The organism is Desulfovibrio psychrotolerans (assembly GCF_013340305.1).
GTDB classification, from domain to species: Bacteria; Desulfobacterota; Desulfovibrionia; order Desulfovibrionales; family Desulfovibrionaceae; genus Halodesulfovibrio; species Halodesulfovibrio psychrotolerans.
This window is the reverse complement of sequence record NZ_BLVP01000006.1, coordinates 139,095-154,705: the sequence shown is the minus strand read 5'-3', so window position 1 is coordinate 154,705 and position 15,611 is coordinate 139,095. Positions and strand designations below refer to the sequence as shown.

The window sequence follows — 15,611 nt, the reverse complement described above, 5'->3', positions numbered from 1 at the left end:
TATGCAGGGGATTACGGCCCCGGAAGTGCGGGGCCGGAGACACCCGGCAGGGCGGAAGACGAGTCAGGCGGGGGAAGGCCCGCGGCCGGTGCATGGAAGCACTGGTCGGCGGCGGCAATATGGCCGGAACAAGCCCTAGGAGGGGAGCATGAACCGCTCAATTAAACTCAAGATAGTTGCGGGACTTTTGGCTGTTGCCACGCTGATGATGGTGGGCATTGTGACCACGGTTTCCATCACGGTGAGCAATCAGTCGGTGCGGACCAGTATGGGAGCCATGAAAGGGGAACTGGGGCAGGTGGATACCGCCATCTCTCTGTTCCTTGAGGAAAGCAAGAAGAATGCGAACATGCTGGCCTCTTTTCCCGTTACCCAGCGTATTGATGAGATAACCACCTCGCACGTGGGCACCACGGCAAAGCGCAAGGCGCAGCCCGACCCGGACGACCCGGTGGGGCAGGCGGTGGTGGATATTTTCAGTGCCGTGCAGAAGGCGCATCCTGCCTACGTGGAGGTCTTTGTGGGCACGGAAAAGGGTGGGTTTGTAAGCGCCCTTGTGGAAAGCGATATGCCCGCCGGATATGACCCGCGCGCCCGCCCCTGGTATAAGGAAGCCATGCAGACCCCGGACGCGGCTGCCGTTTCCAAAGCGTACCGTTCTACTACGGGTGAGGCCGTTACCAGCGTGATGCGCGTGGTGAAACGCGGCGGCAAGGTTATAGGCTGCGTGGGCGTGGACATATCGCTGAAGGAACTGACCGATATTGTGCAGGCTATCCGCCTTGGCGATACGGGGTATATGGTGCTCATACAGGACGACGGCGTGATCCTGGCCGACCCGAGGCACCCGGACTACAACTTCAAGACCGTAGGGGAGGTGGCAGGAACCCACCTTGACCTTCTGTTCCGCAAGGGAGAGGGCGATGCCACGGTCATGGTGGACGGCAAAGAATATCTGGGTGTTATCCTCACCTCGCCCGATACCAAGTGGAAGCTGGTAGGCTTGAAGGAACAGACGGAAATAATGGCTCCGGTGTATGAAACCCTGACACGGCTGATACTCATCGGCTTTGTAAGCCTGTTGATCATGGCCCTGTTTATTTGGATATTTGTGGAGCGGACCACCGCCCGCCCGCTGCGGACCGTGGTGGGCTTCCTGAATGACATTGCGGCAGGCAGATACGACCGCAAGCTTGCGGTTGTGTCACAGGATGAGGTGGGCCAGATATTTACCTCACTGAACAGCACCGCCCAGAAGCTGGATGAGAACATGCGGGAGATTACCCGCAAGACCGAAGAGGCGGAAGAGAAGGCGCGTGTGGCAGTGGACGCCACGGCACAGGCGCGGCAGGCGCTGGATCAGGCGCAGCGCGCCCGTGCAGAGGGGCTGCTGCATGCAGCAACGCAGCTGGAGGCAGTGGTTGCCGCCATTTCGCACGCGACCAAGGAGATATCCAGCAAGACGGACCGCATACGCAGCGGCACGGAAACGCAACGTGACCGCATTCAGACAACCGCAACCGCAATGGAAGAGATGAACGCCACCGTGCTGGAAGTGGCCCAGAACGCCGGGAATGCGGCGGATCAGGGGTCTTCCGTGCGCGACAAGGCGCAGGAAGGGGCGCGGGTGGTGGACCAGTCCATCAAGGCCATGAATTCTACCCAGCAGCAGGCTGAAGCCCTGAACGCGGACATGGCCCAGCTGGATGAGCAGGCCAAAGCCATAGGCAACATTATGACGGTGATTTCCGACATTGCGGACCAGACCAACCTGCTGGCACTGAACGCCGCCATTGAGGCCGCCCGTGCGGGCGAGGCGGGGCGCGGGTTTGCCGTGGTGGCGGACGAGGTGCGCAAGCTGGCGGAAAAGACCATGCACGCCACGCAGGAGGTGGGAGCCTCCATCCAGTCCATTCAGAAGGTGGCGGCAAACAACGTGGCTGCCATGAAGAGCGCGGTGAAGGATCTGGAGCGGGCCACGGAGCTTGCCAATACATCCGGCGAGGCGCTTACGGAGATAGTGAAGGGCACGGTGGATTCCGCAGGGCAGATTCAGTCCATTGCCACGGCAGCGGAGGAACAGTCTGCCGCATCGGAAGAGATTACCAGCGCCATTGAAGAGATAAACACCATTGCCATGGAAACCGCTTCTAACGTGGAAGAGACCACCGATGCCCTGCGCGATCTTTCTGCCCAGACGGGTGAGCTGACCGCGCTGATACGGGAATTGAAGCGGGAAGGCGGCAAATAGCCAAGGCCGGTTGTCCGATTGTCCGGTTGATCGGTTGATCGGTTGACCGGTTACGGCAAAGATTGTCTGGTGAACCGTCCATCAAGGGCGGGCGTCCTGCGGGGCGTCCGCCCTTTGTGGTGTTCCGCAGGCGGGCGGATTGTGCTAAGGTGCATAGTATGTTGCGGAACGGGTTGCGGTTTGAGTTTGCTTGGCCGCAAGAGCGGATGCACATGGTTGCACTGACGGCTGCACGGGCGTCTCACGGGCGGCTGCACGGATGGCTGTACGAGTGGTTCACGGGCGATTACGCGAGCGGTTCACGAGCGGTTGGGCGGGCGGCTGCGCAACGCAAAACAGGAGAGATCATGACGACAGAGCGAATCCGCTGCCCGTGGGCGGCGGCACCGGAGATAATGACCCGCTACCACGACACGGAGTGGGGTGTGCCCGTGCATGATGATACGACCCACTTTGCCTTTCTGACGCTGGAGAGCGCGCAGGCCGGGCTGAGCTGGCTGACCATATTGAAACGCCGGGAAGGATACCGCGCAGCCTTTGCCGGATTTGATCCTGAGCAGGTGGCAAGGTTTTCTCAGGAGGATGTGCTGCGGCTGATGCAGGATACCGGCATTATCCGCAACCGGCTGAAGATTGAGGCTGCCATAAACAATGCCGGGCGTTTTCTGGAGATGCGGGAACGGTACGGCAGCTTCAGCGACTATCTGTGGCGGTTCGTGGACGGACGCCCTGTGCGCAACACGTGGCAGCGCATGGAAGAGGTGCCGCCCAGCACGCCGCTTTCTGATACGGTTGCCAAGGACCTGAAGCGGCACGGGTTCAAGTTTGTGGGAACCACCACCGTATACGCGCATCTGCAGGCGGCGGGACTGGTGAACGACCACCTTGTTTCCTGCTTCCGCCATGCGGAAGTTGACGGAATGTGCCCGTAAACAGGACCATTTGTCGTTGTTTTGGTGTTGTTTTGTATGACGCTTTGTATGTTAAGATTGCCATCACATTGTCATGCACATGCACGGCAACATGATGGCAATCAGCTGAGGGGCGTTGTTCTGAAGGGCACTATACGGGGCGGTGCCGCCTACACCACGCCCTGATCAAGCATGGCGTCTGCCACCTTGACGAATCCTGCGATGTTTGCGCCGTTCACGTAGTTGCGCGGGGTGCCGTACTGTTCTGCCGTGTCGCGGCAGATGCGGTGGATGGTGCGCATGATGAGGCGCAGGCGTTGGTCCACCTCTTCCCGGGTCCATGACATGCGCATGGAGTTCTGGGTCATCTCAAGCCCGGAGACGGACACGCCGCCCGCGTTGGCTGCCTTGCCGGGACCGTAGAGGAGGTGGGAGTCGAGGAAGATATCCACCCCTTCCGGCACGGTGGGCATGTTTGCCCCTTCCGAGACCACGCGCACGCCGTTGCGGACAAGGTTTGCCGCGTCTGCCGCGTTGATCTCGTTCTGGGTGGCGCCGGGGAAGGCGCAGTCTGCCTTGTGGTCCCACAGGGGGTTGTGGTCCTTGGCGGGGTCCACGGGGGTGTATACGGCTTCTGGGTATTGCTCGGCGTATTCGCGCACCCTGCCGAAGCGGACATTTTTCAGGTGCATGAGGAAGTTGAGCTTGTCGCGGTCCACGCCCTTTTCATCGTAGATGTAGCCGGAGGAGTCGGAGAAGGTGACGGGTCTGCTGCCCAGTTCGATGAGTTTTTCCATGGTGAACTGCGCCACGTTGCCGGAGCCGGAGACAAGGCTGGTGGTGCCCTGCAGGGACTTGCCTTCTTCATTCAGCATTTCTGCGGCAAAATAGACTGCGCCGTAGCCTGTGGCTTCCGGGCGGATGAGGCTGCCGCCCCAGTTGAGCCGCTTGCCCGTGAGCACGCCCGTGAATTCGTTGCGCAGCCGCTTGTACATGCCGAACATGTAGCCTATTTCGCGCCCGCCCACGCCGATGTCGCCTGCGGGGATGTCGGTATCCGGCCCGATGTGGCGCGACAGTTCGATCATGAAGCTCTGGCAGAACCGCTGGATTTCCAAGGGGGTTTTGCCCTTGGGGTCGAAGTCTGAGCCGCCTTTGCCGCCGCCCATGGGCAGCGTGGTAAGGGCGTTTTTGAACACCTGCTCGAAGGCAAGAAATTTGAGGATGCCCAGATTTACCGAGGGATGGAACCGCAACCCGCCTTTGTAAGGGCCGATGGCGCTGTTCATTTCCACGCGGTAGCCCCGGTTGACGTGCACGTTGCCTTGGTCGTCCACCCATGGCACGCGGAAGAGGATGACCCGTTCCGGTTCCACAATGCGTTCAAGGACGCGGGCACTGCGGTATTCCGGATTGCGGTCCAGAATGGGTTTGATGGATTCCGCCACCTCGCTCACGGCCTGATGAAATTCCCGTTCGTGGGGGTCGCGGCTTTTGATGATGTCCAGAATCTCCATGGAATGAAACTCCTTGCGGTTTGTGCGCGTGGCCGGGCGGCGGGTGGTGTTTTGGTTCATCCGCTGCCGCCATGAGGACTGTACTGTTCTGCTGCAGCAGACGCCGTTTTCTGAGCAGCGGCCCGTTGTGCAACGGTTTGTTATGCCATGGCCGTTGCGGGTACGGATGGTGACATTCTGCCTGATTTTGAGCAGAGAGGGAACAGGAATGATGATTTGTTCAGGGCGGACCTGCAGAGCATTCTGTTCTGCGCAGGCAAAGCATGAACGCACTGGGCTGTGCGGAGGCATGGAGTGCGGGGTAAGGCACGTGCGGGCAGCCCGCCATGCGGCTCTTGCGGTTTTTGCGCAACGCGGGCAACATGGCTGGCTACATGGCACCTCCGGTCTTCCGGTTGCCAGAACCTGCAGCGCACTGCGGTGCACACACTAACACGTAACGGCGGTATCGCCGTCGTATGGGAGGGTATATGGAATTTTCGCTCGTAGCCGTTGAGAACCCGGATGCGTTGAATCTGGTGTTCGGGCAGTCGCATTTCATCAAGACCGTGGAAGATGTGCACGAGGCCATTGTGGGCACCGTGCCCGGAGCAAAATTCGGCATCGCCTTCTGCGAGGCTTCCGGCGAGCGGCTGGTACGCACCAGCGGCACGGACGAGGCCCTGGTGGAACTGGCAACGCGCAACGCCCTTGCCGTGGGCGCGGGACATACCTTTTTCATCTTCATGCGCGATATGTTTCCCATCAACATCAAAAACGTGCTGCTGAGCGTGCCCGAGGTGGTGCGCCTGTTCTGCTGCACGGCCAATCCGTTGCAGGTTGTGGTGGCGCAGACCGAGCAGGGGCGCGGCGTGATGGGCGTGATTGACGGGTTTTCGCCCGCAGGGGTGGAAACGGAAGAGGATGTGGCCAAGCGCAAGGGATTTTTGCGCATGATAGGCTACAAGGGCTAGCAGATCCGCTGCCGGGGCCTGCCGCGTGGCCTGCTAAAACCGTCTGGAATCGGCTACGACCAGTTGATCTGTTGCGGTCTTTCGTGACCTGTTAAGGGCTGTCGCTACCGGCTACAATCTGTCGTCGGGCCTGCTGCGGTGGGGGTTCCGCGCGGGACGGCCCTGCGGGAATGACGTTCATAACAGCCTGATAAGGATATCGTTCATGCGTATAGCTTCCATGGCGAAAAGCCCCCTGCGGCAGATGCGTTATGCCGACGATGTGGAGGCCTTTCGCCTTGCCCGTGGCGGGCACCTTGGCGGAACCATGCATTGCGCCCGGTATTTGGGGACGCGCATTCTGTGGGATGCCGCCACGGAAGAGTTCATTTCGCCGGAGGGAGTGGTTGTTCCCGGTCTGGACCATCTTACGGCGGAGTTGCGCATGGTGCGTGACCGGGGCCTTGCGGCATTTGGTTCCGCGCTGCCTCCGCACTGTGGCGGGCGAGGGGCCGGGGAAGGCTTCGGGGAAAGTGACGGGGAAGGTGCAGGGCAAATCTCCGGGGAAAGTGCAGGGGACGCTGCCGGAGGAGGTTCCGGGAATTCTGCCGCAACGCCTGCTGCCTGTGTGCCAGACGTGGGCGGCGTGGGCGGTATGGACGGGGTGCTTATTCCCGTTCAGCAGGGATTGCCGCATTTTCGCATCTACGATGTGTTTTCCGGGCAGTCCGAGGCCGCGCCGACCGGCAGCGAAGGCGCTGATGCCGGAAACATGACGCTGTGGCGGCAGATAAACCTGCTGGCCGACATGTTTGCGGAACTGGACAGCAAGACCGTGTATACCCGCCCGGTGCAGTATTTTCATACCCCCAGTCTGGACAGCGAGAAGCGCGTGACGCGCTGGCTGAAGAACTGGACCACCCGCCCCGGTTGCGGCGGGGTGTATTTCAAGGAGATGGAGTTTGTGTATCAGCCCAACCGGACGGCGCAGGGCGCGTGTGTGGTTCGGGGCAGGGTGCGCTGACAGTTCTGCGACTGCGTATGGCAGCATGGGCCGCTTGGCCTTGCCCGCCGGAGACGGAAGAGTCATAAAAATTCTTTGTCATCATGTTGAGGCCCGGAAACGCATGCGTTTCCGGGCCGTTTGTTGTTGCCTTAACTTGTCGTTCGCTGCCGTCAGGGCCCGTGTAAGAGGCGGACACAAGGGGACGCGCAAGGCTTACACGTGATACTGGCGCGGTTCTTCATCCCTCGACTTGTCGTGCGGTTCCAGCTCTTCGTACCCGGTGAACATGGCCTTGATATGCGCCCCGATGGTGTGCCCCGTGGTGGTCATGTACACATGCACGATGACAAAGACCAGAAAGCCGAAGGCTCCCAGCGTGTGCAGCACCGCGACAGGCTCAAGTGCCCAGTTCCACCCCATGGTGGGCCACTGGTTGTAATAATAGTACAGAAAGCCCGTTATGATCTGGAACGGCACCAGCAGCGACACAAGACCCAGATAGGTGATGCGTTGCAGGGGGTTGTGCTTGACGCGCTCCGACTTGGGAACGGGGTGCGGCTCGCCCTTGAAGATGCCCACGGCGTAGAAGCGGATGACCTCGAACATCTTTACGAAGGTGGGCACATAGTGCTTCCATTCTCCGGTGGTGGCCATCCAGAACACGATGAAGGCGTACAGGACAAGCCATGTCCATGCGCAGAAGTTGTGCACGGTGAAGGCCTGTTCAAACCCCAGCAGGGTATATGAGCCGTGGATTTCGAATCCCGTGACCAGCAGTACCAGAATGAGCAGGGTCTGCGCCCAGTGCCAGAACCGCTCGAACCGTGTGTAGAGATAGAGTCGTTTTGCTGACATGAATGCCTCCTAATCCTGCTTGCGGCGGGAAACCATGCGCAGCAGGCCGTGGCCGAGCACGCCCGCCAGCGCGGCCAGCACCGCCATCCAGCCCATGGTGTTCAGGGGAGTGTTGCCGTCTCTGCCGGGCATGTAGAAGCCCGCAAGGGTGGCCAGCCTGCCGTCTCTGGAGTGGCAGTCGCCGCATTGCAGCGATTTTTCCTTGGGCGCAACCATGTGGGTGATGGGGTAGTGATACTCGGTGGACACAAAGTCATATTCGCCGCTGTAAGGGAGACCTGCGGCGGCCATGCCTGCCGTGAGGGCCTTGTTCCAGTCGTAGGTTTTCCAGTAGGCGTTGTCGTCCTTGCCGAAGAGGTGCGGAATGGCCATGGTTTTGTGTACCGAGTCGTAGGGCTGCTTGCCCCGGTGCACGCGGATGGGGAAGATGCGGGCCGAAGGGTCGTTTCTGCTGCCCTGCACGCTGTTCAGCCGGATGACCTGTTCGGGGTCTATGGTGTCTGTGGCGAGCATGAAGTTCATGCGCCCGTTGTACCACATGTATTCAGGCTTGACGTTGTTCTCCCAGACAAAGGAGCCCTTCTTGGAGTCGTAGGTGGACCTGCCCAGATCGCCCATGACCGTGTAGGGCTTGCCTTCCTTCATCTTGCCCGCCTGCGACCAGTCCCACTCCATCTTCACGGGCAGCACGCGCGCGTAGGCGGGGATGTGGCAGGTCTGGCAGGCGACCTTGTCCGTATGGTCGTTGGCCTTGTGCCCTGCCATGTGGGGCTTGTCGGTGTGGCAGGATTCGCAGGAGATGCGCTTCACGAGGTCGTCCTCGATGAGGCTGGTGCGTTCGGTATAGGCGGGCTGCTTGTAGCTGCGCCCGGCGATGAAATGCGCCTCTGTGGTGTGGCACCGCTGGCAGGAGAAGTTGGCGCCTTCTGCGTTCATGTGCACGTCCAGATCGCGGCTGGGCTTGAGCATGGAGGAGTCGAGGTCGCCGTGTTTCACGCCGTCGCCGCCACCGCCGTAGAAGTGGCAGTTGCCGCAGTTGTCGCGGTCCGGGCGTCCGACAGCACCGGCGATAACGCGGTAGTTGGGCGGCAGAAAGGTTTCTTTTTCAAAGGGGGTGGGCTCGGAAACCGGGTACCCCGCCATGGTGGGGAATTTTTTGTAGGTTTCGGTGGTGTCGTGACAGACGAGACAGTCCACCTTTTCCTGGCTGGAAAAGTCGAAGCTGGCGTCCTTGAACCCGTAGCCCGCATGGCATGAGGTGCAGCGCGGCTGGTTGGAATGGATGGAAATGCAGAAGTTGTTGAGCGTGAGGCCGTTTTTGCCCATCTTGCGCTCGGTATCTGCCGGGTCTATCCACATCCAGTGAATGGTGTTGTGCACCTGCAGGGCGGCCTCGTTGTGGCAGGTGAGGCAGGCCTTGGTCACTTCTTCCGGCGTGGCGAAATCTTGCTGCAGCGCGGGGTGCTTGCTGTGGTCTGTGGTGATCCAGCGTTTTACCTCGCGCGAGACCTTGCGCGCCTGTTCCGCGCCGTAGGTCTTGTACCCCTCTTCCGACGCCCCCGCGCGGGGGGCTTGCCCCGCGACCATGAGCACGGCCAGCAGGAAGCAGGATGCGCCGAGAATGAACAGGCGCGGTGTTGTTCTCCTGTCTGTGTGTTGCATGGAACCTCCTCCGTTTGTCGTCTGCGCTGTTAACCGATACTGTTTGACTGAACAGTTGTTCTGTATAACCATGGCCTGCGGGGCAGGCGCGATGTGCGGCAGGCGGGTGTTGTGCCGCTCTGCCGGATGGTTTTGCTGCCGGAAGCTCGCCTTGCCGGAAGGTTGCCATGGTGGACGCTCTGTCCGGTGCAGCCTGAGCTGTGGGCCGTGATGTGCGTAAGTGGTTACATACCACACTATCCTGACGCACCGGTTAAGGCAATGTGCTTCCGGGCTTTTGCGTGCCCCCGACAGCGCTACCTGCAGGGTAACGACACAGTACCCCTTGGGGGTATTGTGTCGGATGTGCACATCCTCACGATGGGACAATATACCCTATGGGGGTATATTGTCCAGAGGGGGTGAAAAAAGTTCCGGCAGGGGATTATGACAGGAGATTGGTCAGACCTATTCGGGATTACTCATAATAATTTGGAAAATGCCGAAAAGAGCGATAGAGTGGTTGCCCGTAGCGCGTAACGGCGTTGCGACACAACGGGCATAATCTTTACAGTATACGCGGTGCGGCACCGGGCTTATGGGGTTCGGTGGGAGAAAGGAACATAGGTAAGGGGGAAGAGGTATGAATATGTCGGTTCGGTACAAGGTGCTGGCGCTTATCGCCGTGACCATTGTGGTTTCGCTGGCGGGATATGTGATTCTGCTCGGCAACGTGCGGGAAATGGAAGCCAGATATGTGGAAGAGACGAAGCGGGCTGTGGAAAGCCGCATAGAGACGGAAGCCGAGAAAATTAACACCTACATGGCGGTTATGCAGGATGCGGCGGACAGCATAGCCACGGCGGGAGAAGCGCTTCTGCGCGTGCGGCAGGCCACGGGTGAGGACATAGAGGCGCAGGTGCGTGCCTTCCTTGAGTCTGCGGTGGCGAAGTACCCTACGGCAGTGGGCAGCGGGCTGTGGTTTGAGCCCAATGTATTTTTTGAGGACAGGCAGTATTACGGCCCCTATGCCTACTGGGACAGCGGCAAGATAGCCTTTACCATGGACTACAATACGGCAGAGTACGATTACCACAAGCAGGACTGGTACACACAGGCCATTCCCGCCGACTGGAACCGCAGGCAGCGCAGGGATGCACGGGTTTACTGGTCTGCACCGTATGAGGATTCCGAAGGGACCAACGCGCTCATGATTACCGTGGGGGGTATTCTCTACGGGCCGGACGGAGCCATTGCGGGCATGTCTACGCTGGATGTGAGCATGGAGGACCTGCGGCGCGTGGTGGGCGACATACGCGTTACGGAGTCGTCGCTGGCTTTTGCCGTGGACACGCGCTACGGGCTTATTGCGGCCTATCCCGCTGATAATGCGCGCCTGCTCAAGCCGGTTTCCAGCCTGCCCTTTTCCATGGAGGCAGATAAGGGGCTGATGAACCTTGGAAGCGGGCAGAGCACCCAGTTTACGACGCAGATTGAGGGCGTGGAACATCTGGTCTTTTACAGCGTGACGCAGACGGGCATGGGACTGGGCATTGCCGTGCCTGCACCGGAACTTTTTGCGCAGGCCAATGCGCTGATGCAGGCGAACACGTGGACCACGGCAGGCGTTATTGCCGCGTTGCTGCTGCTGTCGGGCGTGATTCTGGTAGCGCTGAACGCCATGGTCATACGGCCCATTATGGCGCTTTCCGGCTTTTCGCGTGCCGTGGCGGAGGGGAATCTGGACGCGTCCATTCAGGGCAGCTTCCATAGTGAATTCGGCGTACTGCGCGGGGCCATGGTTTCCATGGTGGCTTCGCTGAAGGAAAAGATGCGCGAGGCGGAAATGCAGACGCAGGAAGCCCGTGCCAGCGCGCAGGCTGCGGAAAGCGCACGGGCCGTGGCGGAAGAGGCCACCCGCAAGGCAGAGAGCGCCAAGCGCGAGGGGATGCACGCGGCAGCCCAGCGTCTGCAGGGCGTGGTGGAGGTTGTTTCTTCCGCGTCCACGGAACTTTCTGCCCAGATTGACGAATCCAGCCGTGGGGCGGAGGCGCAGTCGGAACGGGTGGCGGAAACAGCATCTGCCATGGAGGAGATGAGTGCTTCCGTTATGGAGATTGCCCGCAATGCCGAAGCAACGGCAACGCTCTCTGAAGAATCGCGGCAGGCGGCGCAGGCGGGGGCTGAGCAGTTTGCCGTGGTGCTGCGCGATGTGGGCGCGGTGAATAACGGGTTTATGACCGTGTACGGTTCGGTTGAAGAACTGAGCCGCAAGGCGGACGGCATAGGCATGATTGCCCAGACCATTGAGGATATTGCCGACCAGACCAACCTGCTGGCCCTGAACGCGGCCATTGAAGCGGCCCGTGCCGGAGATGCCGGACGCGGATTTGCCGTGGTGGCGGATGAGGTGCGCAAGCTGGCGGAAAAGACCATGACCGCCACCAAGGAAGTGGGGCAGTCTATTTCTGCCATACAGCAGGCGGTGCGGGAAACCCTTGGCGGCATGGACAAGAACAAGGGCGTGCTTGCCCAGTCCATGGAGGGCATGGGCAAGGCCGAGGAGCTGCTCGGGCACATTGTCTCGTTTTCCCTGAAGGCGTCTGATCAGGTGCGTGCCATAGCCACGGCGGCGGAGCAGCAGTCTTCCGCCACTGAGGAGATAAGCAACTCCATAGAGGACGTGAACCGCATATCCAGCGAGACGGCGGACGCCATGCGCGAGGCCTCCCGCGCCGTTGCCGAATTGAGCGAGCAGGCCGGGGAACTGAAGAAGCTTATCGTGGAGCTGGAAGGGCAGTAGAGAGAAGGGGTATCTGAAAGAAAAAACGGACCGGTTTGGGCCGGTCCGTTTTTGTTTGCAGAAATGAGCTGAAGTTCAGGGAGTTTGGTGGCTTGTGGACAGCAAGAAAGCGCAGCCGTTCCGCTAATACTCCGCAGGCAGCAGGTCCAGCTCGGCCTTGCTGAACACGGGGCCGTCCTTGCAGACATACTGATGCCCCACGTTGCAGCGGCCGCAGATGCCTATGCCGCACTTCATGCGGTTTTCCAGCGAGAGGAAAATCTGGTCGCCCTGCCAGCCACGGGCATCAAGCACGGGCTGGGTGAACCGGATCATGGCGGGGGGGCCGCAGACCAGCGCAATGGCGTTATGCGGGTCGGGGGCCAGCTGTTCCACCACGGCGGGCACGAATCCGGTAAGGCCTGTCCATCCGGGGGCTTCCCTGTCCACGGTGATGTGGCAGCGCACCCCGGCGGTCTGCGACCATGCGTTCATTTCATCCCGGTACAGCAGCATTCCCGGCGTGCGCGCGCCGTAGACGAAATCCACTTCGCCGAAGCGGGAGCGGTTTTGCGGGTGTTGCAGCCAGACCATGACCGACCGGAGCGTGGTGACGGCATAACCGCCCGCCACGATGAGGATGTTCTTCCCTTCATGCGATTGCAGCGGGAAGCCGTTGCCCAGCGGACCACGCACGCCCATGAGGTCGCCTTCGCGCATCTGGTGCAGGCGCGATGTGACCGTGCCCGCGCGGAAGACGGTGAAGAGCAGGCGGGTGCCTTCCGTGGGGCTGGAGGCAATGCCGATGGGAACCTCTCCCGCACCGGCCACGGAAAGTTCCGCAAACTGGCCGGGACGGTAGGCGAAGGCTGCCGCATCGCGTTCGTGCAGGAAGTCCAGCGCGTAGGTGCGCAGGGTCTTATCCTCTGTTTCCGTGCGCACCTCTGCAATGCGGACGGGGTAGGGGAGGTAGGGGTTCAGCATGGTCTTTGTACCCTTTCAGGCCGTTGGAAACGGCAATCTGCTGCGTTGCTGTAAACTGCTCCCGGCGCGCTTGCGGCCTGCGGAAACCGAGTCTGCGGCTGCCTGTGCCGCGTGGGCCGTGAAATCTGCGAGGATTCGGTTCAGGCATCAGCCCTGATTCATGGCGTTTATGACATCGCGGATGTCTATGTTTACGGGGCACAGCCGCACGCAGCGGCCGCAACCCACGCAGCCCACCTCTGCCGGTTGGCGCATGGGGATGTATTTATATTTGTGCATGAACCGCTGCCGCACCCGTGCCGCCTTTTCGCCGCGCGGGTTATGCCCGGAGGTGTGCAGTGTGAACAGCGGGGCCATGCAGAAATCCCAGTTACGCACGCGGCGGCCCTTGCCACCGTCGGGCGTTGTCTCATCCTGAATGTCGAAGCAGTGGCAGGTGGGGCACACAAAGGTGCAGGTGCCGCAGTTTATGCAGGTTTCGCACACCCGTTTCCAGTAGGGCAGGTTGTAGAGTTCCAGCAGGGTGCGGTGTTCCAGATTGTCTGTGGCGATGACCGGAGGCATGGCCTCGTGGGCGCGCTGCATAAGTTCTTTGCCGCGCAGGATGTCTTCTTCCTCCGCATCGGGCAGCCCGGCAGCCATGGATTTGCCCGCCTCCGTAAGGGGCTTTGCCAGCAGGCGGTTGCCAAGGTCCACCAGCAGCAGGTCCAGCCCTGTTTCATCGTGCGGGCCGCTGTTTGCCTGATGGCAGAAACAGGTGGGGCAGGGGTTGTTGCAGGCAAGCCCCACCATGACGGTGCGGTTGCGTTTTTCCTGCCAGTAGGCATCATTGGTGCGCTGGTCCTGACAGAACACGGTGTCCATGAAGGCAAGGGCCCGTGCATCGCAGGGGCGCACGTTCAGGAGCAGCCTCTTTCGGCTGTCGTGCTCCACGGGGGCGAGCACGGGGGCTGCGGGGTCTTCATACCGCAGCATGCATTCGCTTTGCGGAAACATGAAGTGCTTGGGCGACATGTCGGTGTTCACGAAGCGGAAATCCGGCACCTCGTCCTGCTGCAGTTCTTTCCATACGGTTTTGCTGGGCACCTTGGTGTCCTGCCGGGGGGCGAAAACGGTGTATTCTGCCCGCAGTTCTTCCAGAAATCCGGCGAGGCTGTCCTTGCTGAGTATACGGTGTCGCATGGTTGCCTCCTATTTGAAGTGCTCTTGGGGATCGTCCGGGCGGTAGGTGGCGAGGGGCGGTTCCGCCTCGCTGTCCATGCCGGGGTCGTGCCCCCACAGGGTGCGCACGTCCTTTTCCAGTTTGCTGGTCAGGCGGCGCATGCGGATGCCCTGCGGGCAGGCTGTTTCGCACGCGCCGCAGTCGGTGCAGCGCCCCGCGCAGTGGAAGGCGCGCAGGATGTGGAAGGTCTGCACGTCTGCCGGGTCCTGCGTTTTGCCGCACCACTGGGGGTCTGATTCGTCCGTGAAGCAGGTGGTGCAGTAGCACAGGGGGCAGATGTCGCGGCAGGCGTAGCAGCGGATGCAGTCCTCGAAGGTTTTGGTGAACTCCGCCCAGCGGCGTTCGGCATCGAACCGCTCCCACGGGGCGGCAACGGCGTTTATGTCGCCCCCGGCGGTCTCGGTTACGGGCTCAGCCACCATCTCGTCCGCGATGACCGGGTTGCGGTGCATGCAGGTGTAGCAGTTGTCGCGCTTTACATCGCGCCGCTTGAGGCGTTCGGTAAAGCACTCGCCCGCAGCATCGCAGCCGCTGACCGTTATTTCGCCCATGTCCTCTTCGGGGTCGTTTTCCAGCGTTGCCACGATGCGTCCGGCGGTTTTTGTCTCCACCTTGCGCTGGTCCAGCATGCCCAGACAGGGCACGCCGATGACATACAGGTTCTCACGCCGGAGGCGTTTTTCGTGGATGAGGCCGTTCAGGTTGCGCGAAACGCAGCCCTGCGCCACCACGGCAACGCGGTCTGTGCGCCCGGAGGCGAAGGTGGCAAGGTTGCCGCCGCAGAAGCTGCTCCAGATGAGCCTGTCGCATTCTTCCGGCGTGTAGGCCAGATACGGCTGGGCGCGCAGGGGAATGGTGCCCTGCGTGTAGCCGATGACCACATCCACCCTGCCTTGTGCAAGGAGTTTGCGGGCGGCGGCGCGGATGGCCTGTGTGCGCTGGTGCATCATGACTGCTCCTCCCTGCCGCCTGCGGCATTGCCGGAGGTGGTTTGCGCGCCGCCGCGGGTGTAGCCGTTATCCGCGTATCCGTTCCCGTTGGTAAAGGGCGGGATGGGCGGAATGGCGTTGTTGCGGATGCTTTTGACCAGACGGGTGTTCGGGCCGAGCGCCCGCACCGATTCCACCACGGAAATGGCCATCTGCTGGAATTTTTGCGCCTCTGCCGAGGATATCCATGAAAAATGGATGCGGCCTTCTTCTATGCCGATGTAGGCGAGCATGTTCTTGAGCAGTTCCAGCCGCCTGCGGGCGTGCAGGTTGCCGGTGGCGTAGTGACAGTCGCCGGGATGACAGCCGGAAACCCACACGCCGTCCGCGCCCTGCCGCAGGGCGTGCAGGATGTATTTTGGGCTCATGCTGCCGGTGCAGGGAATGCGCACGGCACGGAAATCTGCCGGGTATTCCAGACGGCTGACCCCGGCAAGGTCTGCCGCGCCGTAGGAACACCAGTGGCAGAAAAAGGCCACGATACGGGGTTGGAACGGAACCGGTTCTTTCATGCCTTTCTC

12 protein-coding genes are annotated in these 15,611 nt (G+C 61.0%); 5 read left to right on the top strand and 7 right to left on the bottom strand.

Annotation, left to right across the window (positions count from 1 at the left end; genetic code table 11):
- Positions 1-148 precede the first annotated feature (148 nt).
- Positions 149-2,251, top strand: a complete 2,103-nt coding sequence (locus HUV26_RS05945; RefSeq protein WP_174409195.1) for a methyl-accepting chemotaxis protein — start codon at positions 149-151, stop codon at positions 2,249-2,251.
- A gap of 347 nt (positions 2,252-2,598) precedes the next feature.
- Complete coding sequence (locus tag HUV26_RS05940; RefSeq protein WP_174409194.1) at positions 2,599-3,183, top strand: DNA-3-methyladenine glycosylase I; 585 nt, start codon at positions 2,599-2,601, stop codon at positions 3,181-3,183.
- Positions 3,184-3,332: 149 nt separating this feature from the next.
- Here the strand turns inward: HUV26_RS05940 and gdhA are convergent, their stop codons facing one another.
- A complete protein-coding gene (gdhA, locus tag HUV26_RS05935; RefSeq protein ID WP_174409245.1) occupies positions 3,333-4,679 on the bottom strand; it encodes an NADP-specific glutamate dehydrogenase in 1,347 nt (448 codons plus the stop codon).
- Positions 4,680-5,149: 470 nt separating this feature from the next.
- Here gdhA and HUV26_RS05930 point away from each other — a divergent pair, with 470 nt between their 5' ends.
- Both HUV26_RS05930 and HUV26_RS05925 read left to right on the top strand, forming a co-directional pair.
- The gene (locus HUV26_RS05930) at positions 5,150-5,632 is read left to right on the top strand and encodes an adenosine-specific kinase (RefSeq protein ID WP_174409193.1); all 483 of its coding nucleotides are present in this window, start codon (positions 5,150-5,152) and stop codon (positions 5,630-5,632) included.
- Between the two features lie 205 nt (positions 5,633-5,837).
- The gene (locus HUV26_RS05925) at positions 5,838-6,635 is read left to right on the top strand and encodes a hypothetical protein (protein ID WP_174409192.1); all 798 of its coding nucleotides are present in this window, start codon (positions 5,838-5,840) and stop codon (positions 6,633-6,635) included.
- Between the two features lie 195 nt (positions 6,636-6,830).
- Here HUV26_RS05925 and HUV26_RS05920 read toward each other — a convergent pair whose 3' ends face one another.
- Positions 6,831-7,472 (bottom strand): cytochrome b/b6 domain-containing protein, encoded by a 642-nt coding sequence (locus HUV26_RS05920; protein ID WP_174409191.1) that lies wholly within the window; start codon positions 7,470-7,472, stop codon positions 6,831-6,833.
- Positions 7,473-7,481: 9 nt separating this feature from the next.
- On the bottom strand, positions 7,482-9,059 hold the full coding sequence (locus HUV26_RS05915; RefSeq protein ID WP_174409244.1) for a tetrathionate reductase family octaheme c-type cytochrome: 1,578 nt from the start codon (positions 9,057-9,059) through the stop codon (positions 7,482-7,484).
- Positions 9,060-9,756: 697 nt separating this feature from the next.
- On the opposite strand from HUV26_RS05915, the gene HUV26_RS05910 reads away from it, so the two are divergent.
- Positions 9,757-11,916, top strand: a complete 2,160-nt coding sequence (locus HUV26_RS05910; RefSeq protein WP_174409190.1) for a methyl-accepting chemotaxis protein — start codon at positions 9,757-9,759, stop codon at positions 11,914-11,916.
- A 123-nt stretch (positions 11,917-12,039) separates the two neighbouring features.
- Here the strand turns inward: HUV26_RS05910 and HUV26_RS05905 are convergent, their stop codons facing one another.
- The 4 genes from HUV26_RS05905 to HUV26_RS05890 form a co-directional block, all read right to left on the bottom strand.
- Positions 12,040-12,879: an FAD/NAD(P)-binding protein gene (locus HUV26_RS05905; RefSeq protein WP_174409189.1), complete on the bottom strand. Its 840-nt coding sequence runs from the start codon at positions 12,877-12,879 to the stop codon at positions 12,040-12,042.
- Between the two features lie 147 nt (positions 12,880-13,026).
- Positions 13,027-14,061 (bottom strand): 4Fe-4S dicluster domain-containing protein, encoded by a 1,035-nt coding sequence (locus HUV26_RS05900; RefSeq protein WP_174409188.1) that lies wholly within the window; start codon positions 14,059-14,061, stop codon positions 13,027-13,029.
- 9 nt (positions 14,062-14,070) lie between these two features.
- A complete protein-coding gene (locus HUV26_RS05895) occupies positions 14,071-15,051 on the bottom strand; it encodes a 4Fe-4S dicluster domain-containing protein (RefSeq protein ID WP_205245123.1) in 981 nt (326 codons plus the stop codon).
- A complete protein-coding gene (locus HUV26_RS05890; RefSeq protein ID WP_174409187.1) occupies positions 15,048-15,602 on the bottom strand; it encodes a hydrogenase iron-sulfur subunit in 555 nt (184 codons plus the stop codon). Before HUV26_RS05890 ends, HUV26_RS05895 begins: the two co-directional genes overlap by 4 nt.
- Positions 15,603-15,611 lie beyond the last annotated feature (9 nt).

What these genes read in the sequence shown, in the direction of transcription:
- HUV26_RS05920 (WP_174409191.1), bottom strand. Translation starts at nt 7,472, where the DNA reads ATGTCAGCAAAACGACTCTATCTCTACACACGGTTCGAGCGGTTCTGG.
- gdhA (WP_174409245.1), bottom strand. Translation starts at nt 4,679, where the DNA reads ATGGAGATTCTGGACATCATCAAAAGCCGCGACCCCCACGAACGGGAA.
- HUV26_RS05945 (WP_174409195.1), top strand. Translation starts at nt 149, where the DNA reads ATGAACCGCTCAATTAAACTCAAGATAGTTGCGGGACTTTTGGCTGTT.
- HUV26_RS05905 (WP_174409189.1), bottom strand. Translation starts at nt 12,879, where the DNA reads ATGCTGAACCCCTACCTCCCCTACCCCGTCCGCATTGCAGAGGTGCGC.
- HUV26_RS05915 (WP_174409244.1), bottom strand. Translation starts at nt 9,059, where the DNA reads ATGGTCGCGGGGCAAGCCCCCCGCGCGGGGGCGTCGGAAGAGGGGTAC.
- HUV26_RS05925 (WP_174409192.1), top strand. Translation starts at nt 5,838, where the DNA reads ATGCGTATAGCTTCCATGGCGAAAAGCCCCCTGCGGCAGATGCGTTAT.
- HUV26_RS05895 (WP_205245123.1), bottom strand. Translation starts at nt 15,051, where the DNA reads ATGATGCACCAGCGCACACAGGCCATCCGCGCCGCCGCCCGCAAACTC.
- HUV26_RS05910 (WP_174409190.1), top strand. Translation starts at nt 9,757, where the DNA reads ATGAATATGTCGGTTCGGTACAAGGTGCTGGCGCTTATCGCCGTGACC.
- HUV26_RS05930 (WP_174409193.1), top strand. Translation starts at nt 5,150, where the DNA reads ATGGAATTTTCGCTCGTAGCCGTTGAGAACCCGGATGCGTTGAATCTG.
- HUV26_RS05940 (WP_174409194.1), top strand. Translation starts at nt 2,599, where the DNA reads ATGACGACAGAGCGAATCCGCTGCCCGTGGGCGGCGGCACCGGAGATA.
- HUV26_RS05890 (WP_174409187.1), bottom strand. Translation starts at nt 15,602, where the DNA reads ATGAAAGAACCGGTTCCGTTCCAACCCCGTATCGTGGCCTTTTTCTGC.
- HUV26_RS05900 (WP_174409188.1), bottom strand. Translation starts at nt 14,061, where the DNA reads ATGCGACACCGTATACTCAGCAAGGACAGCCTCGCCGGATTTCTGGAA.